This window comes from Castellaniella sp. (assembly GCF_049650445.1).
GTDB lineage: Bacteria > Pseudomonadota > Gammaproteobacteria > Burkholderiales > Burkholderiaceae_B > Castellaniella.
Genome location: NZ_JBASAD010000026.1, coordinates 36,640 through 63,287, shown reverse-complemented (window position 1 = coordinate 63,287; position 26,648 = coordinate 36,640). Strand labels below are relative to the sequence as shown.

At 66.2% G+C, this 26,648-nt stretch carries 24 protein-coding genes; 12 read left to right on the top strand and 12 right to left on the bottom strand.

Annotation, left to right across the window (positions count from 1 at the left end; translation table 11 throughout):
• The 5 genes from WA983_RS09265 to WA983_RS09245 form a co-directional block, all read left to right on the top strand.
• Window positions 1–1,490: THUMP domain-containing protein (locus tag WA983_RS09265; RefSeq protein ID WP_424311941.1), on the top strand; the 1,490-nt coding region annotated here is incomplete at its 5' end.
• Between the two features lie 137 nt (window positions 1,491–1,627).
• Window positions 1,628–1,816: a hypothetical protein gene (locus WA983_RS09260; protein WP_424247230.1), complete on the top strand. Its 189-nt coding sequence runs from the start codon at window positions 1,628–1,630 to the stop codon at window positions 1,814–1,816.
• Between the two features lie 142 nt (window positions 1,817–1,958).
• Window positions 1,959–2,504: an RDD family protein gene (locus WA983_RS09255; protein ID WP_424311940.1), complete on the top strand. Its 546-nt coding sequence runs from the start codon at window positions 1,959–1,961 to the stop codon at window positions 2,502–2,504.
• Between the two features lie 37 nt (window positions 2,505–2,541).
• On the top strand, window positions 2,542–3,474 hold the full coding sequence (locus WA983_RS09250; protein ID WP_424247234.1) for an Hsp33 family molecular chaperone HslO: 933 nt from the start codon (window positions 2,542–2,544) through the stop codon (window positions 3,472–3,474).
• Between the two features lie 220 nt (window positions 3,475–3,694).
• Window positions 3,695–4,618 carry a TadE/TadG family type IV pilus assembly protein gene (locus WA983_RS09245; protein WP_424247510.1) on the top strand — a complete coding sequence of 308 codons (924 nt, stop codon included), beginning with the start codon at window positions 3,695–3,697 and terminating at the stop codon, window positions 4,616–4,618.
• 55 nt (window positions 4,619–4,673) lie between these two features.
• Here WA983_RS09245 and ftsB read toward each other — a convergent pair whose 3' ends face one another.
• The 4 genes from ftsB to WA983_RS09225 all read right to left on the bottom strand — a co-directional run bounded on the left by ftsB (window position 4,674) and on the right by WA983_RS09225 (window position 8,927).
• Window positions 4,674–4,949 carry a cell division protein FtsB gene (gene ftsB, locus WA983_RS09240; RefSeq protein ID WP_424247512.1) on the bottom strand — a complete coding sequence of 92 codons (276 nt, stop codon included), beginning with the start codon at window positions 4,947–4,949 and terminating at the stop codon, window positions 4,674–4,676.
• 6 nt (window positions 4,950–4,955) lie between these two features.
• Window positions 4,956–6,242 (bottom strand): phosphopyruvate hydratase, encoded by a 1,287-nt coding sequence (gene eno / locus WA983_RS09235; protein WP_424247514.1) that lies wholly within the window; start codon window positions 6,240–6,242, stop codon window positions 4,956–4,958.
• Between the two features lie 138 nt (window positions 6,243–6,380).
• Window positions 6,381–7,235, bottom strand: a complete 855-nt coding sequence (gene kdsA, locus WA983_RS09230; protein WP_424311939.1) for a 3-deoxy-8-phosphooctulonate synthase — start codon at window positions 7,233–7,235, stop codon at window positions 6,381–6,383.
• Between the two features lie 24 nt (window positions 7,236–7,259).
• Window positions 7,260–8,927, bottom strand: a complete 1,668-nt coding sequence (locus tag WA983_RS09225; protein ID WP_424247518.1) for a CTP synthase — start codon at window positions 8,925–8,927, stop codon at window positions 7,260–7,262.
• 174 nt (window positions 8,928–9,101) lie between these two features.
• Between WA983_RS09225 and yghX the strand changes: the two genes are divergently transcribed.
• The gene (gene yghX, locus WA983_RS09220) at window positions 9,102–9,989 is read left to right on the top strand and encodes a YghX family hydrolase (protein WP_424247520.1); all 888 of its coding nucleotides are present in this window, start codon (window positions 9,102–9,104) and stop codon (window positions 9,987–9,989) included.
• Between the two features lie 14 nt (window positions 9,990–10,003).
• Here the strand turns inward: yghX and WA983_RS09215 are convergent, their stop codons facing one another.
• From WA983_RS09215 to WA983_RS09200, 4 genes are read right to left on the bottom strand one after another with little or no spacing between them, the layout of a single operon-like run.
• Window positions 10,004–11,812, bottom strand: coding sequence for an aminopeptidase P family protein (locus tag WA983_RS09215; protein WP_424311938.1), 1,809 nt, complete (start codon window positions 11,810–11,812; stop codon window positions 10,004–10,006).
• A gap of 11 nt (window positions 11,813–11,823) precedes the next feature.
• Entirely contained in the window at window positions 11,824–12,477 is a 654-nt protein-coding gene (locus WA983_RS09210; RefSeq protein ID WP_424251338.1) for a CoA transferase subunit B, read from the bottom strand.
• Window positions 12,478–12,488: 11 nt separating this feature from the next.
• On the bottom strand, window positions 12,489–13,184 hold the full coding sequence (locus WA983_RS09205) for a CoA transferase subunit A (protein ID WP_424251336.1): 696 nt from the start codon (window positions 13,182–13,184) through the stop codon (window positions 12,489–12,491).
• Window positions 13,185–13,224: 40 nt separating this feature from the next.
• Window positions 13,225–13,662: an acyl-CoA thioesterase gene (locus tag WA983_RS09200; RefSeq protein ID WP_424251334.1), complete on the bottom strand. Its 438-nt coding sequence runs from the start codon at window positions 13,660–13,662 to the stop codon at window positions 13,225–13,227.
• Between the two features lie 132 nt (window positions 13,663–13,794).
• On the opposite strand from WA983_RS09200, the gene WA983_RS09195 reads away from it, so the two are divergent.
• A complete protein-coding gene (locus tag WA983_RS09195) occupies window positions 13,795–15,441 on the top strand; it encodes an electron transfer flavoprotein-ubiquinone oxidoreductase (protein ID WP_424251332.1) in 1,647 nt (548 codons plus the stop codon).
• 77 nt (window positions 15,442–15,518) lie between these two features.
• A complete protein-coding gene (locus WA983_RS09190; RefSeq protein WP_424251330.1) occupies window positions 15,519–16,175 on the top strand; it encodes a MarC family protein in 657 nt (218 codons plus the stop codon).
• Window positions 16,176–16,401: 226 nt separating this feature from the next.
• On the opposite strand, the gene acs is transcribed toward WA983_RS09190, so the two are convergent.
• The 3 genes from acs to WA983_RS09175 form a co-directional block, all read right to left on the bottom strand.
• Window positions 16,402–18,381: an acetate--CoA ligase gene (gene acs, locus WA983_RS09185; RefSeq protein ID WP_424251328.1), complete on the bottom strand. Its 1,980-nt coding sequence runs from the start codon at window positions 18,379–18,381 to the stop codon at window positions 16,402–16,404.
• Between the two features lie 77 nt (window positions 18,382–18,458).
• Window positions 18,459–19,763: an MFS transporter gene (locus tag WA983_RS09180; RefSeq protein WP_424251326.1), complete on the bottom strand. Its 1,305-nt coding sequence runs from the start codon at window positions 19,761–19,763 to the stop codon at window positions 18,459–18,461.
• Between the two features lie 14 nt (window positions 19,764–19,777).
• Window positions 19,778–21,664 carry a propionate--CoA ligase gene (locus WA983_RS09175; RefSeq protein ID WP_424311937.1) on the bottom strand — a complete coding sequence of 629 codons (1,887 nt, stop codon included), beginning with the start codon at window positions 21,662–21,664 and terminating at the stop codon, window positions 19,778–19,780.
• 379 nt (window positions 21,665–22,043) lie between these two features.
• Between WA983_RS09175 and WA983_RS09170 the strand changes: the two genes are divergently transcribed.
• A complete protein-coding gene (locus WA983_RS09170; RefSeq protein ID WP_424311936.1) occupies window positions 22,044–22,892 on the top strand; it encodes an NlpC/P60 family protein in 849 nt (282 codons plus the stop codon).
• Between the two features lie 22 nt (window positions 22,893–22,914).
• On the opposite strand, the gene WA983_RS09165 is transcribed toward WA983_RS09170, so the two are convergent.
• Window positions 22,915–23,313, bottom strand: a complete 399-nt coding sequence (locus tag WA983_RS09165; RefSeq protein WP_424246882.1) for a DUF2325 domain-containing protein — start codon at window positions 23,311–23,313, stop codon at window positions 22,915–22,917.
• A 246-nt stretch (window positions 23,314–23,559) separates the two neighbouring features.
• Here WA983_RS09165 and WA983_RS09160 point away from each other — a divergent pair, with 246 nt between their 5' ends.
• From WA983_RS09160 to WA983_RS09150, 3 genes are read left to right on the top strand one after another with little or no spacing between them, the layout of a single operon-like run.
• The gene (locus WA983_RS09160; protein ID WP_424246884.1) at window positions 23,560–24,777 is read left to right on the top strand and encodes an amino acid ABC transporter substrate-binding protein; all 1,218 of its coding nucleotides are present in this window, start codon (window positions 23,560–23,562) and stop codon (window positions 24,775–24,777) included.
• A gap of 30 nt (window positions 24,778–24,807) precedes the next feature.
• Window positions 24,808–25,671, top strand: coding sequence for a branched-chain amino acid ABC transporter permease (locus tag WA983_RS09155; RefSeq protein WP_424246886.1), 864 nt, complete (start codon window positions 24,808–24,810; stop codon window positions 25,669–25,671).
• Window positions 25,668–26,615 (top strand): branched-chain amino acid ABC transporter permease, encoded by a 948-nt coding sequence (locus WA983_RS09150; RefSeq protein WP_424311935.1) that lies wholly within the window; start codon window positions 25,668–25,670, stop codon window positions 26,613–26,615. The genes WA983_RS09155 and WA983_RS09150 overlap by 4 nt, the downstream gene beginning before the upstream one ends.
• Window positions 26,616–26,648 lie beyond the last annotated feature (33 nt).

The window sequence follows — 26,648 nt, the reverse complement described above, 5'->3', positions numbered from 1 at the left end:
CCCGGCGGCCGGCCCGAGCCGGTGCGCCTGATCGCGCCCCCCGGACGGATCGCGGCGACAGGACTGATCGCGCCCCTCGGACTGATCGTGCGCCCCGAACCGATCGCGACGACAGGACGGATCGCGGCGACCGCCCGGCGCGCGCCAGGTCCGGTGCACCCAGCCGGGACCGGGCAGACCGGCCCTGGGGTCGCACCGACAAACCGCGCACCGACCGCCAGGATGCCCGGCCGGCACGCCGCTCACCGCCAGATGCGCCGGCCTTCCCGCAACGCGCCGAGGACGACACCGAAACCCCGCGCATCCAGCGCCTGCCCCGCACCCCGCGCCAGCCGCGCCGGTCTGAAACCTTCGCGGTCTTCGCGCCCTGCCCGCACGGGCTGGAAGAAGCCCTGACGCTGGAACTGCAGGCCCTGGGTTACGAGGCCGTGCGCGCCGGACGCGCCGGCTGCCACTTCCAGGCCGACTGGTCCGGCGTGCTGCGCGCCAATCTGTATTCCCGCCTGGCGACCCGGGTTCTGGTCCAGGTCGCCCAGGCCGACGTCCACACCGAGGACGACATCCTGGCCCTGGCACGCGACACCGAATGGGAGCGCTGGTTCGGTCCGGAACATTCCCTGCGCGTGGACACCTCGGCCATCCGCAGCCCCATGCACAGCCTGCAGTACTGCAATCTGCGCGCCAAGGACGGCATCTGCGACCGCTTGCGCGACCGCGAAGGCGCCCGGCCCAGCATCGACACCGTCCGCCCGGACGCCCGCGTCCACCTGTTCCTGGACGAGCGGCGCGCCACGCTCTATCTGGACGTCTCCGGCGAATCCCTGTTCAAGCGCGGCTGGCGGCTGGACAAGGGCGAGGCGCCCTTGCGCGAAAACCTGGCCGCCGGCCTGCTGGCCCTGTCCGACTGGCCGCCCGACACCCCTCTGCTGGATCCCTTCTGCGGCAGCGGCACGCTGCTGATCGAAGCGGCCTGGATCGCCCTGGGCGTGCCGCCGGGCATCTGGCGTCCCTTCGGCTTCGAGCGGCTGCGTGCCCACGACGCCCGCCTGTGGCGCGATCTGAAGGAGGACGCGCGCGCGCGGATCGCCCCGCGTCTGGAACAACCCCTGGTCGGCTGCGACATCAATCCAGGCGCCATCGAATCCGCGCGCGCCAACGCCGAGCGCGCCCACCTCAGCCCGGACACGATCCGCTTCGAGGTCTGCGACGCGCGCCAGATGCCGCCGCCGGCCGAAGCCGGCTGGATCGTCACCAACCCGCCCTACGGCGAACGACTGGCGGACGAAGACGCGGACCTGTGGCCTGAATGGGCCAGTTGGCTGAAGCGCCACTACGGCGGCTGGCAGCTCAACGTCATCACCAGCGACCTCGACCTGCCCAGCCGGATGCGGCTGAAGGCCCGACGGCGCCACCCGCTGCACAACGGCGCCCTGGACTGCCGCCTGTTCCAGTTCGAACTGGTGGCGGCCGGCTATCGGGATCGGGCGTAGGGTTTCTGCCACACATCCAGGGTCCGGCTCCCGATCGGACCCGATTCAGCACTTCAGGGACTTGCATGGAGCCTAGGGTTTTCCCTATAATAGGGTTAACCCGAGCGAAACGCTCTTTTCAAGTGAAGAGACTTGCTATGAAAACCCTGCAAAAAACCGACATCCGCCTGACCGACGCCCTGGAGCGCCAACTGCTGCAAGAAGCCATCGACTCTCAGCAGGAATATGCCCTGGACCGTGCCATCAAGCACCTGTTCCAGAAGGTCGCCAGCTTCTTCAAGGCCCCCGAAGGCCGTGTGAGCCAGACGGTTCGCACCGCCCACTGATCCCCCAGGCTGGATCTCCGGGCCGCCCCATCGGGCGGCCTTTGTTTTGCCGCCGGGCCGCCCCAAGGCAAAACGCGCCCCTGGAGGCAGCAAGCAGGCGTCAGCCTGCGCAGCGTGGGGGGCTTTTTTTCAGCGATAATGGATGGTTTTCAAGCCCATCCGCCGCACCATGTCCGTTTCCGCACCGGCCCTCCCTACCGCCCCGCCGCGCCTGCGCCGCTTTGCCTGCATGATGTACGAAGGCGTGCTGCTCTTTGGCGTGGTGTTTCTGGCGGGCTATCTGTTCGACACCCTGACCCAGAGCCGCAGCGGCCTGATGCTGCGCCACGGCCGCCAGGTGTTTCTGTTCCTGGCCATCGGCATCTATTTTCTGGCCTGCTGGCGACGCGGCGGCCAGACCCTGCCGATGAAAACCTGGAACATCCGCCTCACGGATCGCGGCGGCAGCCCCCTGCGGGGCACGCGCATGCTGCTGCGCTACCTGCTGCTGTGGCCATTGCCGCTGCTGGCCGCCCTGGCGATCGCCGGGCTGTCGCGCGCCACTGGCTGGTCCTCGTTCGACCTGCTGATCGTCGGCGCCCCGTTCACCATTTTCCTCTGGACCTGGATCGATCCCCAGGGCCAGTTCCTGCACGATCGGCTGCTGGGCACCGAACTGCACGACCTGCGCCCCGCCCCCACCGCCTGAATTGGCGCGCCCGGCCGCGCCACCCCGGACCCTCCGCATGAGCGACACGCTGAAGAAATACCTGACTGCCGACCACGGTACCCGCATCCAGACCCTGCGCCTGACCCAGGCCTGGCAAACCGGGCTGGCCCACCAGAACCTGCCCCCCGTCCTGGTCAGCCTGCTCGGCGAACTGGCCGCCGCCAGCGTGCTGCTGGCGGGCAATATCAAATTCGATGGTTCGGTCGTCCTGCAACTCCAAGGCAACGGCCCGGTGCGCCTCATCATGGTCGAATGCACCTCGGCACTGGATCTGCGGGCCACGGCCCATCTGCGCGAAGGCGCCGAACCACCCGCCGATGCCGGCTTGCAGGATCTGCTCAACGCCGACGGCCAGGGTCGCTTCATGGTGATGCTGGACCCTTCGGGCCGCCAGGCCGGCGCCACGCCCTACCAGGGCATCGTACCCCTGGAAGGCGATACGGTCGCCGCCGTCCTGGAACACTACATGAAGCACTCGGAGCAACTGGACACGCGGCTCTGGCTTGCCGCCAACGCCCAGGCCTGCGCCGGGCTGCTGTTGCAACGCATGCCCGGCGCATCGACGCCGGCTGGCACGACAGACCCGTCTGATGACATCGACACGACCTGGACGCACTGCACGACCCTGGCCGAAACGCTGGATCGCGAGGAACTGCGCACGGCCGACTCCGACACCCTGATCCACCGCCTGTTCTGGGAAGACGATCTGGTGGCCTTTCCCGAACAAGCGGTGCGCTGGCACTGCCCCTGCAGCCGCGAACGGGTCGCCGACATGCTGCGCACGCTGGGCCGCCAGGAGGTCGAAGACATCCTGGCTGAACAGGACACCGTCCATATCGCCTGCAACTTCTGCGGCCAGCCGTATGACTTCGACGCGGTGGACTGTGCCGCCCTGTTCGCCGACGGTCCCGACATCCTGCAGGTCCCCGGCTCCGACACGCTGCACTGAACGCCTCACTCGCGCCGGGTGAGGCGCGACATCCCGGTCACAGCGGAATCACCCCACTATGCCGGCCGGCATGCGGACCCGCATACTGGTCCGCATGCCAAACCTCTGCCATGCCCTCCCTGGAACATCTTCCAGCCTGACCCTCCGCGCGCCGCTCCTGTGGCGTGGTGATGGCCTTGCCCGCCGTGTCGTCGCCCGGCGCAGCCAGCGCGGCGCAGGCATGGCCGGTTTTCTGCTGGCGGCCATGCCGGTCCTGACGCTGGGACTGGGCGGCGTGGAAGCCGCACACTGGTCGGGCCTGCGTCAGACGCTCAGCCTGGCCCTGATGGAAGCCGCCCGCGCAGGTGCCACGCATCAGGCTCGACCGCAGACCATCGCCCAGGCCTTCGAGCACGGGCTGCGCATGGCTTATCCTGACCCCCGTGCCGCCGCCCGGGCATTGCGAGAACGCCAGGCGGCCCTGGGCGCACCCTGGCGCATCCGCATCGCACGGCCAGGCCCCGAAGCATTCCTCGATCACACCGACCCCGATCTGCGAGGGCCACGTGCCTATCCCGGTCAGCCCCTGATCCGCAACGACTATCAGGCTCGACAGCACACGCGCCGGCTGGCCCAGGGCTGGCCGGAAGGTCGGGGGCCACGGTCCGGCCTCAACATCCACGAAGCCAATACCCTGGTCCTGGAACTCTGGTGGCCGCACCGCCCCCTGATACCGGGCCTCGGGGCCATCGTGCGTACGCTGGCGCCCTTGGCCGGCGAACCTACCCAGTCCCGCCTGATGGCGGCGGGCTATCTGCCGTTTCGCCGTCGGGTCGCCGTCGCCATGCAATCGCATCCGGCTGTCTGGCCGGATCTGGCAGACGGTCGTGTGACACACCGCGTGCCCCTGACGCCGGACTGGATCGCGGAACATGCGGGACCGGACGGTGTGCTGGGCACGGGGGGTACGCCCCTGACGGACACGCCCAGGCCCGACCCCATGCCGGACGCAGGCACCGTGGGCGACCCGACGACGACGCCTGATCGTCCGGACACAGGAGAAGACCCGGACGACACCGCCGCGGACATGGATCAAGCAGAAAGGGATGGCGCGGATGGCGCAGATGCCGGACAGAATCCCGCAGCCTGCGAGCCGGGGTCCTGAGACACGATCCCGGCCATTGCAGCCGGGAAGACCATACACAACCCGCAGCGGGACCTTACTGCCGGGGCAGGATCTGGACGAAGTATTCGCCCTCGCGGATCATGTTCAATTCGCCCCGGGCACGTTCCTCGACCGCCGAGATCCCGGTCTTGAGATCCTGGACTTCGGCCTGCAAGGCGTTGTTGCGCGCGGTCAGGGCTTCGTTGTCCTCGGTTTCCGTCTGCACCTGCGCCTGCAGGCCGCGCAAGCTGAGCCAGCCGCCCTTGCCCCACCACAGCGGATACTGTGTCGCCAGGGTCAGGGCCAGCAGGGCGAGGCTCAGCAGACGCATAGAACCTTAGCGCAGGTTGTAGAACGCCGACGTGCCGGGGTAGGAGGCGACTTCGGCCAGTTCTTCCTCGATGCGCAGCAACTGGTTGTACTTCGCCATGCGGTCGGAACGCGACAGGGAGCCGGTCTTGATCTGCATGGCATTGGTGGCCACCGCGATGTCGGCAATGGTGGAGTCCTCGGTCTCGCCGGAACGGTGCGAGATCACCGCCGTGTAGCCTGCGCGCTTGGCCATTTCGATGGCCGCAAAGGTTTCCGTCAGGGTGCCGATCTGGTTGATCTTGATGAGGATCGAATTGGCGATGCCCTGGTCGATGCCCTTCTTCAGGATCTTGGTGTTGGTGACGAACAGGTCGTCGCCCACCAGTTGGACCTTGCGGCCCAGTTGTTCGGTCAGCAGCTTCCAGCCTTCCCAATCGTCCTCGGCCATGCCGTCCTCGATGGAGACGATGGGGTACTTGTCGCACCAGGAAGCCAGCAGGTTGGCGAAATCCTGGGAACTGAGGGCAATGCCGCCTTCGCCGGCCAGATGGTACTTGCCGTCGCGGTAGAACTCGGAGCTGGCGCAATCCAGGCCCAGCACCACTTGGGAACCGGCCTCGTAGCCGGCTTCGCCGATGGCCTTCAGGATCAGTTCGATCGCGGCCTCGTGGTTGGCCACGTTGGGGGCGAAGCCGCCCTCGTCGCCGACCGCCGTGGACATGCCGTTGGCGCCGATGATCTTCTTCAGGGCGTGGAAGACTTCGGCCCCCATGCGCAGGGCCTCGCGGAAGCTGGAGGCGCCCACCGGCAGGATCATGAATTCCTGCAGGTCCAGGGTGTTGTTGGCGTGCGCGCCGCCGTTGATGACGTTCATCATCGGCACCGGCATCTGCATCGGGCCGCTGCCGCCGAAATAGCGGTACAGCGACAGCCCGGCGTCGTCGGCGGCAGCACGGGCCACGGCCATGCTGGCCGCCAGGATCGCGTTGGCGCCCAGACGGCTTTTATCTTCGGTGCCATCCAGGTCGATCAGGGTGCGGTCGATGAAGGTCTGTTCCTGTGCGTCCAGACCCATCAGGGCTTCGGAGATTTCGGTGTTGACGTGCTCGACGGCGCGCAGCACGCCCTTGCCCAGGTAGCGGGACTTGTCGCCGTCGCGCAGTTCGATGGCCTCGCGCGAACCGGTGGACGCGCCCGACGGCACCGCCGCCCGCCCCATCGCGCCCGATTCGAGCAACACGTCGCATTCCACGGTGGGGTTGCCGCGCGAGTCGAGGATTTCGCGTCCGATGATGTCTACGATTGCACTCATGGTCTGACAGTCCTGCCTGTGTAGGGAGTAGATGAAAGAGGGAATCCCGCCATTTTACCGGGATGCCGACAAGGCCAGTCTACCCCGGGATTCCAGCCGGCCGCACATGGCGACATTTATAGTGACTATTCGAGGGGCTCAGAGGCCGCCATCGTTCAACATGCCGGACTGCTTGACGCAGCGGTCCAGTTCGGCCAGGCATTCCAGCAGACCGCGCATGCGGTCCAGCGGCACCGCGTTGGGGCCGTCGGACAGGGCCTGGGCAGGGTTCGGGTGGGTTTCCATGAACACCCCCGCCACGCCGGCCGCCACGGCCGCGCGCGCCAGCACCGGCACGAATTCGCGCTGGCCGCCGGAATGCGTGCCCTGCCCGCCCGGCAACTGCACCGAATGGGTGGCGTCGAACACCACCGGGCAGCCCGTGCCGCGCATGATCGCCAGCGAACGCATGTCCGACACCAGGTTGTGATAGCCAAAGGATGCGCCGCGTTCGCAGACCAGGATGTTGCTGCCGTCGCCGCCGGCCTCCAGGGCCGCCGCACGCGCCTTGGTCACGACCTGGACCATGTCTTCCGGCGCCAGAAACTGGCCCTTCTTGATGTTGACCGGTTTCAACGTGGCCGCGCAGGCCTGGATGAAATCCGTCTGACGGCACAGAAAGGCCGGCGTCTGCAGCACGTCGACCACGGCGGCGACCTCGCGGGCCTGACCGGTCTCGTGCACGTCGGTCAGGACCGGCACGCCCAGTTGGCGACGCACGTCGTCCAGAATCTTCAGGCCCTCGTCCATGCCCGGCCCCCGGAACGAAGTGCCGGAACTGCGGTTGGCCTTGTCGAAGGAGCTTTTATAGATGAAGGGAATCCCCAGCGCCCGGGTCATTTCCTGCAGCACCCCCGCCGTCTCGAAAGCCAGTTCGCGCGATTCGATGACGCAGGGGCCGGCGATCAGGAACAGGGGGTGTTCGATACCGGCCTGGAAATGACACAGTTGCATGGGGACTCCTTGAATGGGCCGGACTCAGGCCTGTTTCGTCTGGGGCAGTTCCGACTGGCGCCGCTGATAAGCCAGCGCGGCCTGAACGTAGCTGGTGAACAGCGGATGCCCGTCGCGCGGCGTGGACGTGAATTCCGGGTGGAACTGCACCCCCATGAACCACGGATGCGCGGGAATCTCCATGATTTCCGGCAGGTTTTCCGTGGGCGTGCGGGCGCTGATCACCAGACCGGCTTCTTCCAGGCGGTGGACGTAGACGTTGTTGACCTCGTAGCGGTGGCGGTGACGTTCGTTGACCTCTGCGCCGTAGATCTCAAAGGCGCGCGTGCCCGGCTTGACGGGGCAGCGCTGGGCGCCCTTGCGCATGGTGCCGCCCAGATCGGAGCCCGAGTCGCGTTTTTCGACCTTGCCCTCGCGGTCCTGCCATTCGGTGATCAGCGCCACCACCGGGTGTGCCGCCGAAGGATCGAATTCCGTGCTGTTGGCCCCGCCCAGACCGGCGACGTGGCGGGCGAATTCCACCACCGCCAGTTGCATGCCCAGGCAGATGCCCAGGTAGGGGATGCCGTTCTCGCGAGCGTAGCGGATCGCCTTGATCTTGCCCTCGGTGCCGCGCTTGCCGAAACCGCCCGGCACCAGGATGGCGTCCAGACCGGCCAGGCAGGCCGTGCCCTGGCTCTCGATTTCCTCGGAATCCAGGTATTCTATGTGGACCCGCGCATGCGTGTGGATGCCCGCGTGGACCAGGGCCTCGGACAGGGACTTGTAGGATTCTGTCAGATCGACGTATTTGCCCACCATGCCGATGGTGATGGCGTCGCGCGGGTTTTCCAGATCGTGCACCAGGCGGTCCCAGACCGTCAGGTCGGCCGGCGGCGGGGTCAGGGCGAGCGCATCGCAGACCAGGCTGTCCAGGCCCTGCTGGTGCAGCATGGCGGGGATCTTGTAGATCGAATCCGCGTCCCAGACCGAGATCACGGCATCCAGGGGCACGTTGGAGAACAGCGAAATCTTGGCGCGTTCGTCGTCGGGGATCGGCCGGTCGGCGCGGCACAGCAGCGCGTTCGGGTAGATGCCGATTTCGCGCAACTTCTGCACCGAGTGCTGGGTCGGCTTGGTTTTCAGTTCGCCCGCCGAAGCGATGAAGGGCACCAGCGTCAGGTGCACGAAGGCGCACTGGTTGCGGCCCAGGCGCAGACTCATCTGGCGCGCGGCTTCCAGGAAGGGCAGCGATTCGATGTCGCCCACCGTGCCGCCGATTTCCACGATGGCCACATCGGCCTGGCCGTCGAAGGCCGCCTTGGCGCCCCGGGCGACGAAGTCCTGGATTTCGTTGGTGATGTGCGGGATGACCTGGACGGTCTTGCCCAGGTAGTCGCCCCGGCGTTCCTTGCGCAGGACCGATTCGTAGATCTGGCCGGTGGTGAAATTGTTGACCTTGTGCATCCGGGCGGACACGAAGCGCTCGTAGTGGCCCAGATCCAGGTCGGTTTCCGCGCCGTCCTCGGTGACGAAGACCTCGCCGTGCTGGAAGGGGCTCATGGTGCCCGGGTCTACGTTGATGTAGGGATCCAGCTTGAGCATCGTGACCCGCAGCCCGCGGGATTCCAGGATCGCAGCCAGGGAGGCCGCGGCAATGCCCTTGCCCAGGGAGGAAACCACGCCCCCTGTGACGAATACGTATTTGGTCATTTCATAGGTGCCCGGTGTACGGGCGCAGCGGGAAATTTGGATTATAACCGCTCGGTCCGGGTCTTCGGGCCGTCCCGGGCCGCCCACAGCTTGCCTCGTTTGTTGCTTTACCACGCCGCCCGTCCCGCCTACCATGGGTTCTGCGCCCGCTCAGGGGCGATCCGGGAGGACAGCATGTCCAGATTGACCGCCAGGGACTTCGCGCCCGAACTGCTGGAACTCTACGACTTTTACGCGCATGGGCTGATCGACCGGCGCGAATTCCTGAACCGGGCATCCCGCTACGCCGTCGGCACCCTGGGCGCGGCCTCGATCCTGGCCGCGCTATCCCCCGATTACGCCCTGGCCGAGCAGGTGTCCTTCACCGACCCGGACATCCTCGCCGAATACGTGACCTATCCCTCGCCCCGGGGCAACGGCGCGGTGCGCGCCTATCTGGTACGACCGGCCAAGGCGGCGGGCAAGGTGCCCGGCGTCGTGGTGGTCCATGAAAACCGGGGCCTGAATCCCTACATCGAGGACGTCGCACGACGCCTGGCGAAGGCCGGCTTCATGGCGCTGGCGCCCGACGGGCTCAGTTCCAGGGGCGGCTACCCCGGCAACGACGAGCGGGGCCGGGAACTGCAGCAGCAGGTCGACCCGGAAAAACTGATGAACGATTTCTTCACCGCCATCGAATGGCTGCCGACCGTGGCCGGATCGACGGGCAAGATCGGAATCATCGGCTTCTGCTACGGCGGCGGCGTGGCCAACGCGACCGCCGTCGCCTACCCCGAACTGGCGGCGGCCGTGCCGTTCTACGGCATGCAGCCGCGCCCCGAGGACGTGCCCCGCATCCGGGCACCTCTGCTGCTGCACTACGCGGGACTGGACACCCGGGTCAACGCCGGCTGGCCGGCCTACGAGACCGCCCTGAAAGCCGGCGGCAAGACCTACGAAGCCTACGTCTACCCGGGCGTGAACCACGGCTTCCACAACGATTCGACTCCACGCTACGACAAGGACGCCGCCGAACTGGCCTGGAGCCGCAGCATCGCCTGGTTCAGGCGCTGGCTGGCGTAGGCGGAGAAATTCGACTACAGCGGCTCAGTCCGCTCCAGCAGCCAGTCGCGCGCGGCGCCGTCCACCAGGGGCAGCAGGCGGTCCCGCACCTGGGCATGGTAGGTGTTCAGCCACGCGATCTCGTCGGCGGACAGTCGTTCCTGCACGATGCAGCGTGTGTCGATGGGGCACAGGGTGACGGTCTCGAACGCCAGGAACGTGCCGAACTCCGTGCGTTCAACCGGCACGGCCAGGACCAGATTCTCGATCCGGATGCCCCAGTGTCCGTCACGGTACAGCCCGGGCTCGTTGGAGGTCAGCATGCCGGCCTTCATGCCCTGATGGGGCCGCGCATGGCCGCGCACGGAGATCGACTGCGGACCTTCGTGAACATTCAGGAAATAGCCCACGCCATGGCCGGTGCCGTGACCGTAGTCCAGACCCCGGCGCCACAAGGGCTGGCGCGCCAGCATGTCCAGCACGGAAGACGGCGTGTCTTCCGGGAAGCGCGCGCGCGCCAGGGCGATGTGGGCCTGCAACACCGTCGTGTAATCGGCGCACTGTTCGGCAGAGGGCGTGCCGATGGGCACGACCCGGGTGATGTCGGTGGTGCCGCCCAGATACTGCCCGCCGGAATCGATCAGCAACAGGCCGTCGCCCTGGATCGTCGCATGGGACGCGTCGGTGGCGCGGTAGTGCGGCATGGCGCCGTTGGCGTTGAAGCCGGCGATGGTGGCGAAACTGAGGCTGACGAAGTCCGGGCGTCGGGCGCGCGCCGCGGACAGATGGGTATCGACGTCGATCTCGGTGATCCGTTCGCCCGCAGCCTGGGCAGCCTCGAACCAGGCGAAGAAAGCGCACAGGGCGGCGCCATCCTGCGCCATCGCGGCGCGGATGTTGCCGGCCTCGGCCGCGTTCTTGACGGACTTCAGCAATTGGGACGGATTCAGGGCCTCGATGCGTCGCGCGCCGGGCACGTGGGACAAGGTGCCCGCCGTGACGCGCGCCGGATCCACCAGCAAGGCGGCACCGGCAGGCAAAGCCGCCAGGTCGGCGGCCAGCGCGGCGTAATCGCGCAGCACCACGCCATCGGCCGCCAGGCGGGCGGCCAGCGCGGCATCGATCTTGCCGGGCGCAACAAACAGGCGCACGCCCTCGGCGTCCAGCAGCGCATGCGCCAGGAAAACCGGGTTGTAGTCCACGTCGGCGCCGCGCAGGTTCAGCAGCCAGGCGATGTCGTCCAGCGAGGACAGCAGATGCCAGGCCGCGCCGTGCTCGCGCATCGCGGCCCGCACGGCGGCCAGGTTGTCGGCCCGCGTCCGGCAGGCGTGCGGCGGCAGGTGCTCAAAAACCCGGGCCTCGGGCAAGGCCGGCCGGTCGGACCAGACGGCACCGACCGGGTCCTGATCCAGCACCAACGCCATACCGGCGCCGTCCAGGCCAGACCGCCAGCGGCGTGCCGCCGCCAGATCCAGCACCCGGCCATCGACCGCAATCCGGTCGCCATGCGCCAGATGCGCCAGCACCCAGTCCAGCATGTCGGGCACCTCGGGCGCGCCGGCCCGCATCAGGACAATGCCCGAGCCCCGCAACTGGGCCTCGGCCTGCACCCAATAACGGCTATCGGTCCACAGGCCGGCGAAATCCGCCGTGACCAGGAGGCTGCCCGCCGAACCGTCGAAACCCGACAGCCAGGTGCGCGCGGCCCAATGATCCGGCAGGTATTCCGACAAGTGCGGATCGGCCGTCGGCACCAGGCAGGCGGCCAGGCCGGACTGCGCCAGCCGCCCACGCAGGGCGGCGACGCGTTCGGCGGACGTCGCCGGAGGATGTTGCAGAGTCACGGCAGAGTCCCTCAGGCGACGGCGGACACGTCCAGCTTGGCAGAGGTCTTGGCGCGGATATCGTCCACCGTCACCCCCGGGGCCAGTTCAGTCAGACGCAGACCGTCGTCGGTGACTTCCATCACCCCCAGGTCGGTGATGATGAGGTTCACCACCCCTACCCCGGTCAACGGCAGCGTGCAGGCAGGCAGCAGTTTTTGCGATTCAGTGCCGTCCTTGGCTCGGGCGACGTGCTCCATCAGCACCACGACCTTGCCCACCCCGGCCACCAGATCCATGGCGCCGCCCATGCCCTTGATCATCTTGCCGGGAATCATCCAGTTGGCCAGATCGCCCTTTTCGGACACCTGCATGGCCCCCAGGATGGCCAGATTGATCTTGCCGCCCCGGATCATGGCGAACGAATCCGCCGAGGCAAAAATCGAGGAGCCCGGCAGCGTCGTCACGGTCTGCTTGCCGGCGTTGATCAGATCAGCGTCGACCTCGCTGTCCTTGGGGAAGGGGCCGATGCCCAGCAAGCCGTTTTCCGATTGCAGCCAGACTTCCATGCCCTGCGGCACGTAGTTGGCCACCATCGTGGGCAGGCCGATGCCCAGGTTGACGTAGAAGCCGTCCTGCAGTTCCTGCGCGGCACGCGCCGCCATCTGTTCGCGATCCCAAGCCATGATCTGCCTCCTTATTGACGGGTCGTGCGTTGTTCAATGCGCTTTTCGGGATGCGCGTTCAAGACGATGCGGTGCACGTAGATGCCCGGCAGGTGGACCTCGTCGGGGTCGAAAGTGCCGGTGGGCACGATTTCCTCGACTTCGACGATGGTGATGCGGCCCGCCATGGCGACGTTGGGGTTGAAATTACGTGCCGTGCGGCGAAACTGCAGGTTGCCGCTCCGGTCGGCCTTCCAGGCCTTGACCAGGGACACGTCCGGCACCAGGGAACGTTCCATGATGTAGGTACGGCCATCGAATTCACGGGTGTCCTTGCCTTCGGCCACCACAGTGCCCACACCGGTGGCGGTGTAGAAGGCTGGGATGCCGGCACCGCCCGCGCGCAGTTTTTCGGCCAGCGTGCCCTGCGGCGTGAATTCCAGTTCCAGTTCGCCCGCCAGGAACTGGCGTTCGAATTCCTTGTTCTCACCCACGTAGGACGCGATCATCTTGGTGATCTGGCGCGTGGACAGCAACTGCCCCAGGCCAAAACCGTCGACCCCGGCATTGTTGCTGATGCAGGTCAGGTTGCGCACGCCGGAGTCCCGCAGCGCCGCAATCAGGGCTTCCGGGATACCGCACAGCCCGAAACCGCCGACGGCGATCATCTGATTGTCGGCCACGACACCGCGCAAGGCGGTCTCGGCACTTTCGTAGACTTTATCCATACAACGTCCCTTCGTTAAATGAACAGAAATCGGTGATGCGTCAGGCGGCGAAGCAGCGATCCATCGCCCGCCGGTCGTCGTCGGTCCAAGGCACAGGCCGGCCCGTGGCGCCATCAGCGCACACCAGCACGTTGCGGCCGCGCGCATGCAGCGTCTCCGGGTCCCCGGCGTCCGCAATCCAGCAGTCCAGCTCCAGGCTGGTCCGGCCGACGCGCACGCACTTCATGCCGACGGTGACACGGGCAGGATACATCAGCGGTTTGAGAAAATCACACGAGGCATGGGCCAGCACGCCATAGCGGTTCGCAGCCCCGTCCAGCCCCATCGCAAAAAACAAACGGACCCGGGCATCTTCGAAATAACGGAAGTAGACAGTGTTGTTGACGTGGCGCAGCGCGTCCATCTCGCCCCAGCGGACGTCGATCTGGGTTTCAAACGTCCCCGAAGGTGTTTGAATATCAAGGGATTCCGAAGACACGCATGGGCTCCTTGCGCCCGGCTGACAAGGGCCGGCGACTCAGGTGCAGTATAACGATCTGCAATACAATGGCCCGCATCATGGCGGGGTCCGGCCTCGTCCAACGCTCATCAAGCAACGGGAACTGCACCCATGACTGAACGTGAATCGATGGAATACGACGTCGTCGTCGTCGGAGGCGGGCCCGCCGGGCTTTCGGCGGCGATCCGCCTGAAACAACTGGCCGCCGAACGCGGCCAGGACGTCAGCGTCTGTGTACTGGAAAAGGCCGCCGAACTTGGCGCCCACATCCTGTCGGGCGCCGTGATGGACCCCCAGGCCCTGAGCGAACTGATCCCCGACTGGAAGGAACGCGGCGCCCCGCTGGACGTGGCGGTCACCGACGACCGTTTCCTGTTCCTGACCGAATCGGGTGCGCGCGCCACCCCGGCCTGGCTGCTGCCGGACTGTTTCAAGAACCACGGCAATTACATCGTGCGCCTGGGTCACGTGACCCGCTGGCTGGGCGAACAGGCCGAGGCCCTGGGTGTGGACGTGTTCCCCGGCTTTGCCGCCGCGCAGATCCTCTATACCGAGTCCGGCGCCGTGCGCGGCGTGCTGACCGGCGACATGGGCGTGGCGCGCGACGGCAGCCACACCGACGCCTACCAGCCCGGCATGGAACTGCTGGCGCGCTACACGATCTTTGCCGAAGGCTCGCGCGGCCACCTGGGCCGCCAGCTGATCGAAAAATACCGCCTGGACGCCGGCCGCGATCCGCAAAGCTACGCCATCGGCATCAAGGAACTCTGGGAAGTCGATCCCGCCCAGTCGCGCCCTGGCACGGTCATGCACACGGCCGGCTGGCCGCTGGACTCGGACACCTACGGCGGCTCCTTCCTGTATCACCTGAACGACAATCTGGTGGCCGTGGGCCTGGTCGTGGGCCTGGACTACGCCAACCCGTGGCTCTCGCCCTTCGAAGAATTCCAGCGCTACAAGACGCACCCGGCGATCCGCACTACCCTCGAAGGCGGCAAGCGCATCGCCTACGGCGCGCGCTCGCTGACGGCGGGCGGGCTGCTGTCCCTGCCCAAGCTCTGCTTCCCCGGCGGGGCGCTGGTGGGCTGCGAAGCCGGCGTGCTCAACGCCTCGCGCATCAAGGGCAGCCATTCGGCCATCAAGACCGGCGCCCTGGCCGCCGAAGCCGCCTTCGACGCCCTGGCCGCCGGCCGCAGCCACGACGAACTGACCGCCTACCCGGCCGCCTTCGAGCGTTCCTGGCTGCATGCGGAACTGAACAAGTCGCGCAACTTCAAGCAATGGTTCAAGAAGGGCCGCACCGTCGGCACGCTGATGACCGGCATCGAGCAATGGCTGTTCAAGGGCAAGATGCCCTGGACCATCCACCGCACCAAGCCCGATCACGCCTGTCTGCAGCCGGCGGCCGAATGCGCGCGCATCGACTACCCCAAGCCCGACGGCAAGCTGACCTTCGACCGCCTCAGTTCGGTGTTCATCTCCAACACCAACCACGACGAGAACGAGCCCGTCCACCTGACGCTGAAGGACGAATCCGTCCCGGTCGCCATCAATCTGGCCAAGTTCGGCGGACCGGAAGCGCGCTTCTGCCCGGCCGGGGTCTATGAATTCGTCAAGACCGAAACCGGCGAAGACCGCCTGCAGATCAACGCCCAGAACTGTGTCCACTGCAAGACCTGCGACATCAAGGATCCGACGCAGAACATCGTCTGGGTGACGCCCCAGGGCGGCGAAGGACCGGTCTACAACGGCATGTAAAATGCGCTTCCCGGGCACCGCACGCAACGGTGCCCGATTCCGATCATGTGGGTCTGCCGGGCGGGAGCCCATCGACGATGGATATCGCTTTTGCCACCAAGTTCCTGGGCGCCTTGTTCGCCATCATGAACCCCTTCATCACCCTGCCCCTGTTCCTGGCGGTCACGGCCAACAAGACCGTGGCCGAGCAGCGCAGTCAGGCGACGGCGATCCTGCTCTACACCTTCGCGATGTGCGTCATCATCTCGCTGGCCGGCAGCCAGATCATCCGCTTCTTCGGCGTCAGCCTGGATTCGTTCCGCGTGGCCGGCGGCCTGGTGCTGGGCGGCATCGCCTTCTCCATGCTCAATGGTCAGCCGATCACCTCGCACGAACGCGCCACCCAGGAAAAGAACGTCGGCGGCCTGGCCGCCCGCTCCGAGGTCGAGGACAACCCCTCGTTCTACCCGCTGACCTTTCCCATGATCGTCGGCCCGGGCACCATCGCCACGCTGATCATCTACGGCGCCCAGGCCCATCAGTCGAAGCAGTACCTGGCCTTCAGCGCCGTGTTGCTGATCGTCCTGGCGGCGCTGTTCGCCGTGCTGTTTTTCGCCGCTTCCATCGGCAAGATGCTCTCGACCAAGATGCGCGTCATCATGGCTCGCATCATGGGCATGATCCTGGCGGCCATCGCCGTGGAAATGATCTTCGCCGGCATCCGGGCGCTGCTGCCGGGGCTGGCGGCGCACTGAGCCGCGAACGGATCACACGCCTGACCTGGGCGGCTCGGCCTACGAACACATTGTCGACGCGCCGGGGGAACGCCTGGACGCAGTCAAGGCCCAGCGTGATCTGGCCTGCTCCGTCGATCACGCCGGCTGATCAGCCCGCAAACACTCAATAAAAAGGGGCGGGAATGTATCCCGCCCCTTTGGCTGTGTCCGGTGCCCTGGATCACAGGGCATCGTTCAACACTCGTTACCGCACCTGGGCCAGTTGATCCAGGATGCCGGGGTTTTCCAGGGTGGAGACGTCCTGGGTGATGGGTTCACCCTTGGCGACCACACGCAGCAGACGGCGCATGATCTTGCCGGAGCGCGTCTTGGGCAGGTTTTCGCCGAAGCGGATCTCGCGCGGCTTGGCGATGGGGCCGATTTCCTTGGCCACCCAGTCGCGCAGTTGCTTGGCCACGACGGCGGCCTGGTCGCCTTCCGGCATGGGGCCGTTGAGCACCACGAAGGCCACCACGGCCTCGCCGGTCGTATCGTCCGGACGGCCGACCACGGCGGCCTCGGCCACCATTTCGTGCGCCACCAGAGCCGATTCGACTTCCATGGTGCCCAGACGGTGGCCCGAGACGTTCAGCACGTCATCGATGCGGCCCATGATCCAGAAATAGCCGTCCTTGTCGCGCTGCGCGCCATCGCCCGCCAGGTAGTAGCCCTTGAGTTCTTCGGGGAAGTAGGTCTTCTTGAAGCGTTCCGGGTCGCCCCAGACCGTCCGGATCATCGAGGGCCACGGACGGCGGATCACCAGGAAGCCGCCCTTGCCGCGCTCGACCTCTTCACCGGTCTCGTCGACGATGGCCGCGTCGATGCCGGGCAGCGGCAGCGTGCAGGAACCCGGCTTGAGCGGGGTGACGCCCGGCAGCGGCGTGATCATGTGCGCGCCGGTTTCCGTCTGCCACCAGGTGTCGATCACCGGGCAGCGTTGACCACCGACGTTGTTGTAGTACCAGACCCAGGCTTCGGGGTTGATGGGCTCGCCCACCGAGCCGATGATGCGCAGGCTGCTGAGATCAAAGGATTTCGGGTGGACCTTGGCATCGGCCTCGGCCGCCTTGGTCAAGGAACGGATGGCCGTCGGCGCCGTGTAGAAGGTCGTGACCTTGTGTTCCTGGATCATCTTCCAGAAACGACCGGCGTCCGGATAGGTCGGCACACCTTCGAAGACCACCTGGGTCACGCCGGCGGCCAGCGGACCGTAGGTGACGTAGGAGTGGCCGGTGACCCAGCCCACGTCGGCGGTGCACCAGAACACGTCGGCCGGCTTGGCGTCGAAGGTCCACTTCATCGTCATCAGCGACCACAGCAGGAAGCCGGCGCTGGAATGCTGCACGCCCTTGGGCTTGCCGGTGGAACCGGACGTATACAGGATGAACAGCGGGTGATCGGCATCGACCGGCACCGGCGGGCAGTCCGTGGACTGCCCCTGAATGGCGTCGTGCCACCACAGGTCGCGGTCGGCGTGCCACTGCACGTCGGACCCGGCACGCTTGTAGGTGATGACCTTGCGCACGGCCTCGCAGCCGCCCATGGCGATGGCCTCGTCCACGGCATCCTTCAAAGGGATGGCCTTGCCGCCGCGGAATTGTGCGTCAGCCGTGATCACCAGCGTAGCGCCGACGTCCACGGTGCGCTCGTGAATGCTCTTGGACGAAAAACCGCCGAACACCACGGAATGGATGATGCCCAGGCGGGCGCAGGCCTGCATGGCCACCACGGCCTCGATGGACATGGGCAGGTAGATGATGGCGCGCTCGCCAGCCTGATAGCCCAGGGATTTGATCGCATTGGCGAACTGCGACACGCGCGCGTGCAGTTCTTTATAGGTGACCTTGGTCACCTTGCCGTCGTCGGCCTCGAAGATGATGGCGGTGCGGTTTTCCGCCGGCGTGCCCAGGTGCTTGTCCAGGCAGTTGGCCGAGACGTTCATCTGGCCGTCGGCGTAGAACTTGTAGAACGGCTTGTTCGATTCGTCCAGCACTTGGGTGAACGGTTTGGACCAGACCAGGTTTTCATTGGCCAGACGGGCCCAGAAAGCATCGGGATCGCGCTTGGCTTCGTCGCACAGGGCCTGGTAGCCCTCCATCCCCGACACATTGGCCTGCTTGACGAGGTCCGCCGGTGGCGGAAACACCCGGTTTTCCACCAAGATGGATTCAATTCCCGTGGTCATGGCTCGCTCCTGAGTTTAGTGATGTTTAGTGATGCATTCACTTTATGTTTGAATGTTGCAACCGTACCGCACGATGCTTACTCGACACTGACAAATGCAACCCGGTCCCGGGCGCGCATGCCGCGTTCGAAATCCAGACGCCCCAGCAGCGCCAGCCCCGCCAGGAAAAACAGGCCGGTCGCCAGCAGGGCCGCACGATGGTTGCCCTCGGTGGCCCAGACCAGCACCCCATAGGACAGCGGCCCGACGACGGCTGCCAACTGCACGGCGAACGTCCACAAGGCAAAGAATTCCGCCGGGCGGTCAGCCGGCGCCAACACCCCGACCATGGCCCGGCCCGCGCTCTGGCTGGTCCCCATGCACAGCCCCGCCAAGGCGGCAGCCGACCAGAACACCGGTAGTGAACGGGCCGAGACCGCAAGCAGCACCATGACGATCCAGCCCAGCAGGGTCAGGGCCAGCGCCTTGCGGTGGCCGATGCGGTCCTGCAGATAACCGAAGCTGAAGGCGCCGACGGCGGCACCGATATTCACCAGGAACACGAGCAGCATGGTCTGCTGCATGCCAAAGCCCATGACCTCGGTGGCGTAGACGGCCGACAGTGTGATCACCACCGCGATCCCCGCCTGATAGCAGGCAATGCACAGCAACAGACGGCGAAAGTCGGGAAAGTCGCGCCGGGTCTCGCGCCACGCCGCCCGCAACTGGGCAAACATCGCGACCGGCTGGCGGTCCGTCCCGGCGCCCGGTTCGCGCAGCCACAGAAAGGCCGGCAGCGCCGCCGCCGCGAACAGCACAGCCGTCAGCCCCATGATCCAGGGCACATAGGTCTGGGCCGGCAAACCGTCGGCCTCCGCCGTGGCGGCCACCCACAAGGCCAGCCCCAGCGCCAGCATGCCGCCGAAATAACCGAAACTCCAGCCCCAGCCGGACACCCGCCCCATGGCCTCGGGCCGGGCCAGCCCCGGCAAAAACGACGCCACCGCCGATTCGCCGATGCAATAGCAGATATTGGACAGCGCCAGACACAGCAGCCCCCAGGCGATGTCGCCCGGCCCCACGCTGGCCAGCGTCGCCGTGGCCAGCACGCAGCCGGTCGTGCTGAGGAACAGCAACCGGCGATGGCCGGCGCGGGCGTCCGCACGGGCCCCCAAGCCCGGCATCCACAGCATCACCACCAGATAGGACAGCGACAGCGCCATCGTCAGTGCCAGGGTGCCCCAGCTTTTTCCGGCGGCCACCACGCCGACGAAATAGGCGTTGAACACCGTCGTCAGCACTACGGTGGTGTAGCCGGAATTGGCGAAGTCGTACATCGCCCAGGACCAGACCTCGCGCCGCCCCACCCCGGGCCGCAGCGGTGAATCGGTGCGGCCCGACATGCCCCGTCCTGCGTTCACAGCGCCTCGCGGATCTGTTCGAGCGCGGTCGGGTCCTCGATCGTCGTCAGATCGCCCGGGTCGCGACCTTCGCACAGCGCCACGATGGCCCGGCGCAGCACCTTGCCCGAGCGCGTCTTGGGCAGGCTGTTGACGAACAGGATGCGCGCCGGGCGAGCCACCGCACCGTTACGCTGCTCGATGACGCGCTTGATCTCGGCCTCAAGACGGTCGCGGGCACCGGGCTCGTCCAGCGCGGCCGGGTTGCGCAGCACGGCAAAGGCCATGGCTTCCTGGCCCTTGAGCTGATCGGCCACCCCCACCACGGCCGATTCCGCCACGGCCGGGTGCGTATTGACCGATTCTTCGATCTCACGCGTGCCCAGGCGGTGTCCGGCCACATTGATCACGTCATCGGTGCGGCCCAGGATGTACCAGTAGCCGTCCTCGTCCACCAGTCCCCAATCGGAGGTCGAATAGCAGAGGCGCCCGGGAAAGGACTGAAAATACGTGCGGACGAAGCGTTCGTCGTTGCCCCAGATCGTGCTCATCGCACCCGGGGGCAGCGGCGGCTCGATGGCCACGACGCCCTTCTGGTTCGGACCGCTATCCTGGCCGGAGGCCTCATCGACCACCCGCACGTCATAGCCATAGACCGGAAAGGACGGGCTGCCGAAACGCGTGGCGACTTCTTCGACCCCGGGCTGGGCCGAGAGGATCGGCCAGCCGGTTTCGGTCTGCCAGTAATTGTCGATCACCGGTTTGCCCAGGGCCTCGGACAGCCATCGGCCGGTCAGTTCGTCCAGCGGTTCGCCCGCCAGATAGATGTGGTCCAGGCTGGACAGATCGTGGCGGCTCAGCAGGGCCGGATCGTGTTTTTTCAGGACACGAATCGCCGTCGGCGCGGAGAACAGCGTATTGACGCGATAGGTTTCCACGATGCGCCAGAGGATGGCGGCGTCGGGTCGCACCGGCGTACCCTCGTACATGACGGTGGCCTGGCCATTGAGCAGCGGCCCATAGATCACATAAGAGTGTCCCACCACCCAGCCTACGTCGCTGCTGGAAAAATAGACGTCGCCCGGTTTGCCGCCGTAGATGTATTCCATGGACGCACACAGCGCCACCGCATAGCCGCCGACGTCGCGCTGAACGCCTTTGGGATTGCCGGTCGTGCCCGAGGTATACAGGATATAGCTGGGCTCGTTGGACTCCAGCCAGACCACCGGCACCTGGGCATCCAGGTGCCGCGCGCGCAGTGGCGCGTAGTCCAGGTCGCGGCCCGCCGTCAGGTCCATGGGCGCCAGGCCCCGGTTCACCAGCACGACGCGCTCCGGCGCGTGGGACGCCTGGGCGATCGCCTGGTCCAGCAGCGGCTTGTAGGCAATCGGCCGCCCGCCACGCGAACCCGCGTCGGTGGATACGATCACTCGCGGCTGGGCATCATCGATACGCTGCGCCAGATTGTGCGCGGCAAAGCCGCCGAACACCACGGAATGGATGGCCCCGAGCCGGGCACAGGCCAGCATGAAGAAGGCCGCCTGGGGAATCATGGGCAGATAGATCAGCACGCGGTCGCCCTGGACGACCCCGAGTTCCTGCAGGGTGGCGGCGGCGGCGTTGACCTCGCGCGCGAGGTCGGCACGGGTATAGACGATTTCCTGATCGACTTCCGTGGACACCCAGATCAGGGCGGGCTGGTCGCCCTGGGTATCGAGCCAGCGATCGACGGCGTTGTAGCACAGGTTGGTGCGCCCACCGACGAACCAGCGCGCGAACGGCGGTCGGGAATAGTCCAGCACCTGAGTAAAGGGGGTTTCCCAGTGGATGCGCTGGGCTTCACGCGCCCAGAAGGCCTCCCGGTCCTGGATCGACTGGCGATGGAACTCGCGGACTTTCTGCATGGGTTCGTCTCCGGTGCCACCCTGCGCCCCCAGAGGAACGCGGGTGTTTCTATAGGAAATGGATGGGTGACATGCTACACCCGGACTCGAAGTTACAAGGTCATCCTGACGCGAGGCTGACAAATGGTCGCCCCCACGCTGCGCAGCCTTACGGCCGCTCGCTGCCCCCCAAGGGGGCGCTTTCCGAAAGTGTTACGGGCACTTTACTCAACCCGATCGATCCACTAAACTCGGAGAGTTGTCCGCAGGGCGGGCAACCCTCCAGATCAACCCGACGTCCGGTATCCGGTCAGTCTGCGACCCGTAGTGTGTTTGTGTCATTCAAGCACTACGGCCACGCGAGACGACTGCGGGCGACGACATCCGCAGCCATCCGCCCATGCTACCGCCTCATTCCGCCCCAGTTCAGCCGAATCCACCCCGCCCTCTGGCGATCCGTTCCCTGAAACTGCTGCTGTGCGCGGGCCTCGTGGCGCTGGCCGGTTGTGCCACCCAGCCTGGCAAGACGGCCAACGCCGACCTCAATTCCAATCACCTGCTGCGCGACAGCTACCTGCTCAGCACTCAATCCGACCCGCTGGGCGCCTGGCTTGGCAACAAGCGCAGCCTGGCCATCGACTACCCCGAATCAGAAAGCTACAACGCCAGCCAGGCGCCCAAGACCATGGTGTCCACCGCCATGAAGTTCCTGGGGGTCAAGTACCGTTACGGGGGCGACGCCCCTGGCGAAGGCTTCGATTGCAGCGGTCTGGTCGCCTATGCGGCCGAAAGGTCTCTGGGCCTGAAACTGCCCCGCCGGGCGCGTGACCAGGCCGAACAGGGCATCTCCGTGGACCGCGAAGAACTGCGGCGCGGCGATCTGGTGTTCTTCAACACCCTGGGCCACCGTTTCTCGCACGTCGGCATCTACCTGGGCGACCGCAAATTCGTGCACGCACCGCGCAGCGGCGCCAACGTCCGCGTCGAAAGCATGGACATCGCCTACTGGCGCAAACGCTATAACGGCGCCCGACGCCTTCAGGCCAAGGCCGATGCCAGCGCGCTCGCCGAGGCCGGCGCGCGCGCAGCCGAGTCGGCCGTCGAGCCGGCAGCCCGCAAGCCGGCCGCTCACAGGCGGGCGGCCGCCAAACCCACGACGGCCAAGCCCGCGACCGCCAAACGCACAACGGCCAAATCCTCTGCGCCAGCCAAGCACTCCAACACCAGGCGCGTGGCCGCCAAGCGCTGAAACGGCGCTGCGCCCCGGCGCATTACTGCAGCACCAGCCCGCCCCGGGCGCCCCGCCCCTTGAACGGCGCACGCACCGTAGGCCGCACCTCGTTTTCTTCGCGCAGCGGACACGTCTTGCAGTAGCCGCACTGGTCCAGTGCCTGCTGCATGCTGCACACCGATCGCCGGCACACCAGCACGCGGATGCCGGCTCGCTGCGCCGCCAGCCGAAAGGTTTTCATCACGTTGTGCCCCAGGAAATCCGTCAGCAGAATGACCAGTTCCGTGCCGGAAGGCAGCGCGGGCGTCTTCTTCTGATGCGCAGGATCGCGGCCACTGATGTGATGGCGGATGGCGATATTGTGATCACGCAATAGATCGGGGATATTACCCAGCCGATCCGCGCCGACGATCAATGCACTGACTTGGGACTGCGCCATGGTGTGGACTCCTGGAGGTGGACCGGCACATGAAGATTGGCGTGCGATCATTGTTTTGATAGTTAATGATAATCATTACTATTAACAAACGCAATCAGATCGCATGTAAAAATATGCGCCGCCCGCCAGAGGGCCTCAGGCGTCCCGCCCTCCCGTGAGGATTCAGCCTTTCGTCAATTTCCGTTCAGATCGTTGTTACCGGACACGGCGCACACTCCATCAAACAACCATCAACGGAGACACATCATGTCCACTCTGTTGCGCAACGGGCTGCCCTGTGCGGCCCTGGCCCTGGCCCTGAGCCTGGGCAGCCCCGTCAGCCAGGCGGCCGACCATGAGATCGTCCTGGGCGCCTCGGTCCAGTTGACCGGCCCCGTGGCCAACACCGGGCGTTACTACCAGGACGCCTACCAGTTGGCGGTCGATCAGATCAACCGCAAGGGCGGTGTTCAGGTCGGCGGCAAGAAATATACGCTGGCGCTGAAGATCTACGACAACCAGTCCGACGTGAACCTGAGCGTACGCCAGTACACGCAACTGGTGTCCCACGACAAGGTGAACTTCCTGCTCGGCCCCTTTGCCAGCAACTTCGCCCTGGCTGATTCCGCCGTGTCGGAAAAATACCAGGTCCCGATGGTCCAGGGCGGCGGCGCCTCGGACCAGATCTTCTCGCGCGGTTTCAAATACGTGTTCGGCACCCTGGCGCCGGCCAGCAACTACTTCGGCAGCACGATTGCCATGTTCAAGCAGCTCAAGCCGGTCCCCGCCCAGGTCGCCCTGCTCTACGCGGACGATGCCTTCGACGTGTCCGTGGCCAAGGGCACCCGCCCCCTGCTGGAACAGGCGGGTCTGAAAACGACGATCGATGAGCGCTACAGCAGCAACGCCAGCGACTTCAACACCCTGCTGTCGCAGATCAAGGCCAAACAGACCGATGCCGTGCTGGTCGCAGGACACGAGACCGAAATCCTGAACTTCATCCGCCAGGCCAAGAGTCTGGACGTTTCACCCAAGCTCTATTCCTTCACCGTGGGCGTGCCCAGCGAGGACTTCCGCAAGGCTCTGGGCACGGACGCTGAATACGCCTTCGGCATGTCCGCCTGGCTGCCCAGTGACACGCTGAAGGACGACTGGTTCGGCGACGCCACCCAGTTCGCCAAGACCTGGAACGCCCGGTATCACTACGAACCCGACTACCATGCCGCCTCGGGCGTGGCCGACGTCGAGACGATCGTGAAGGCCATCGAAAAAGCCGGCACGCTCGACCCCAAGGCCGTGCGCAACGCCCTGGCCGCCAGCGACTTCGACAGCCTCTACGGGCACATCGCCTTCGCCGACAACGGCCAGATCCATCTCGACCAGATCGTGATCCAGGTGCAGGATGGCCAACCGGCGGCCGTATTCGACGGCCACGCGTTCCTGCGCGACGCGAAATACCCGATGCCCGACTGGTCCAAGCGCTGACCCCCCGTCAATATCCCGAGGGAGCCCGCCTTGGACCTCCTGCTGCAAGTCCTCGTCAACGGCATCCTGCAGGGCGGGCTGTACGCCATCATGGCGCTCGGCCTGGCCCTGGTCTGGGGCGTGCTGAACATCGTCAACCTGGCCCACGGCGCCTTCATCATGCTGGGCGCCTATATTTCCTGGTACAGCTTCACCTGGCTGGGCCTGGACCCATTTCTCGGACTGCCCCTCACGGCAGTCCTGATGTTCGGCGTCGGCTACGCCGTCCAGCGCGGCATCCTGAATCTGGTCGCCCGGGCGCCCATGTTCAACACGCTGCTGATCACCTTCGGCCTGGAAGTCGTTCTGACCTATCTGGCGCAACTGGTGTTCTCGGCGGATTTCCGCACCATCAACCCGGCCTACTCCGGCCGGAACATCAACGTCCTGGGCCTGACCATTCCGCTGGTCCGCCTGGCGGCCTCGGGCGTGGCCATCCTGCTGACGCTGGCCATGTGGCGCTTTCTGCTGCACACCCGGCTGGGCCGGGCGATCCGCGCGACCGCTCAGAACCTCTCGGCGGCACGCCTGCATGGCGTCGAGCCGCGCCACCTGTACGCCGTGACCTTCGGCCTGGGCCTGGCCCTGGCCGGCGCGGCCGGCGGCCTGTACGGCACCGTCTCGCAGATCAATCCCTACATCGGCGCAACGCTGACCGCCAAGTCCTTCGCCATCGCCATCATCGGCGGGCTGGACACGCCCCTGGGCGTGATCGCCGGCGGACTCGTGCTGGGCCTGATCGAGGCCCTGACCACCCTGTACGTGGGCCCGACTTTTGCCGACGTGGCCAGCTTCGGCGTCCTGGTGCTGGTGCTGATCGTGCGTCCCAGCGGCCTGCTCGGGAGGACCGCATGAACGCCCCGCGCCTCTTCCTGATCCTGCTCGTTCTGGTCGCGCTCGCGCTGCTGCCGCTGTACGGCTCGGACACGCTCATCCAGTTCGGCATCAGCACCCTGCTGCTGGCCGTGCTGGCCCAGGGCTGGAACATCATCGGCGGCTATGCCGGCTACCCGTCCTTCGGCAACTCCGTGTTCTACGGCCTGGGCGCCTACGGCGTGGGCATCGCCATGGTGCAATGGCAACTGCCCTTCGCCGCCGGTCTGGGCTTTGGTGTCGTCCTGGCCGTGGCCTTTGCCATCTGCCTGGGCATCCCGGTGCTGCGCCTGAAAGGCCATTATTTCGCCATCGCCACCCTGGCCCTGGCCCAGGTCATGGCCGCCATCGTCTCCAATGTCCCGCTGGCCGGCCAGAACATCGGTCTGGTGCTGCCGCCGCTGAACGACGACGCCCTGTTCTACGAACTGTCCCTGGGCCTGCTGGTCGCGGCCACCCTGACGGTCTGGTGGCTGACCCGCAGCCGCTTCGGCTTCGGCCTGATCGCCATCCGCGAGAACGAGGAAGGCGCGGTCGTGATGGGGGTGGACACGACGCGCTACAAAGTCCTGGCCTTCGCCCTGGCCGGGGTGTTCAGCGCCCTGGCCGGCGGCATCCACGCCTACTGGATCACCTTTCTGGACCCGGAAAGCGCCTTCGACATCACACTGAACGTGAAGATGATCATCATGGCGGTCTTCGGCGGCCCGGGCACGGTCCTGGGTCCGCTGGTCGGTTCGCTCATCCTGTCGGCGATCTCCGAGTTCCTGTCCAGCGAGGTCACCAGCATCGCCGGCCTGTTCTTCGGTGCCGTCATCGTCATCGCCGTAGTGCTGATGCCACGCGGCCTGGCCGACGTGGCGCGGCGCTACCGCCAGGCGGGCTGGCGCTATTTCATCGAAAACATCCGGATGCATCGGCTATGAGCACGCTGGACCGCGCCACACGCGCATCGCCCT

Bases quoted from the DNA above. Each gene is read 5' to 3' on its own strand.
- WA983_RS09260 (WP_424247230.1), top strand. From the start codon at position 1,628: ATGAAAACCCTGCAAAAAACCGACATCCGCCTGACCGACGCCCTGGAG.
- WA983_RS09255 (WP_424311940.1), top strand. From the start codon at position 1,959: ATGGTTTTCAAGCCCATCCGCCGCACCATGTCCGTTTCCGCACCGGCC.
- WA983_RS09250 (WP_424247234.1), top strand. From the start codon at position 2,542: ATGAGCGACACGCTGAAGAAATACCTGACTGCCGACCACGGTACCCGC.
- WA983_RS09245 (WP_424247510.1), top strand. From the start codon at position 3,695: ATGGCCGGTTTTCTGCTGGCGGCCATGCCGGTCCTGACGCTGGGACTG.
- ftsB (WP_424247512.1), bottom strand. From the start codon at position 4,949: ATGCGTCTGCTGAGCCTCGCCCTGCTGGCCCTGACCCTGGCGACACAG.
- eno (WP_424247514.1), bottom strand. From the start codon at position 6,242: ATGAGTGCAATCGTAGACATCATCGGACGCGAAATCCTCGACTCGCGC.
- kdsA (WP_424311939.1), bottom strand. From the start codon at position 7,235: ATGCAACTGTGTCATTTCCAGGCCGGTATCGAACACCCCCTGTTCCTG.
- WA983_RS09225 (WP_424247518.1), bottom strand. From the start codon at position 8,927: ATGACCAAATACGTATTCGTCACAGGGGGCGTGGTTTCCTCCCTGGGC.
- yghX (WP_424247520.1), top strand. From the start codon at position 9,102: ATGTCCAGATTGACCGCCAGGGACTTCGCGCCCGAACTGCTGGAACTC.
- WA983_RS09210 (WP_424251338.1), bottom strand. From the start codon at position 12,477: ATGGCTTGGGATCGCGAACAGATGGCGGCGCGTGCCGCGCAGGAACTG.
- WA983_RS09205 (WP_424251336.1), bottom strand. From the start codon at position 13,184: ATGGATAAAGTCTACGAAAGTGCCGAGACCGCCTTGCGCGGTGTCGTG.
- WA983_RS09195 (WP_424251332.1), top strand. From the start codon at position 13,795: ATGACTGAACGTGAATCGATGGAATACGACGTCGTCGTCGTCGGAGGC.
- WA983_RS09190 (WP_424251330.1), top strand. From the start codon at position 15,519: ATGGATATCGCTTTTGCCACCAAGTTCCTGGGCGCCTTGTTCGCCATC.
- acs (WP_424251328.1), bottom strand. From the start codon at position 18,381: ATGACCACGGGAATTGAATCCATCTTGGTGGAAAACCGGGTGTTTCCG.
- WA983_RS09180 (WP_424251326.1), bottom strand. From the start codon at position 19,763: ATGTCGGGCCGCACCGATTCACCGCTGCGGCCCGGGGTGGGGCGGCGC.
- WA983_RS09175 (WP_424311937.1), bottom strand. From the start codon at position 21,664: ATGCAGAAAGTCCGCGAGTTCCATCGCCAGTCGATCCAGGACCGGGAG.
- WA983_RS09170 (WP_424311936.1), top strand. From the start codon at position 22,044: ATGCTACCGCCTCATTCCGCCCCAGTTCAGCCGAATCCACCCCGCCCT.
- WA983_RS09165 (WP_424246882.1), bottom strand. From the start codon at position 23,313: ATGGCGCAGTCCCAAGTCAGTGCATTGATCGTCGGCGCGGATCGGCTG.
- WA983_RS09160 (WP_424246884.1), top strand. From the start codon at position 23,560: ATGTCCACTCTGTTGCGCAACGGGCTGCCCTGTGCGGCCCTGGCCCTG.
- WA983_RS09150 (WP_424311935.1), top strand. From the start codon at position 25,668: ATGAACGCCCCGCGCCTCTTCCTGATCCTGCTCGTTCTGGTCGCGCTC.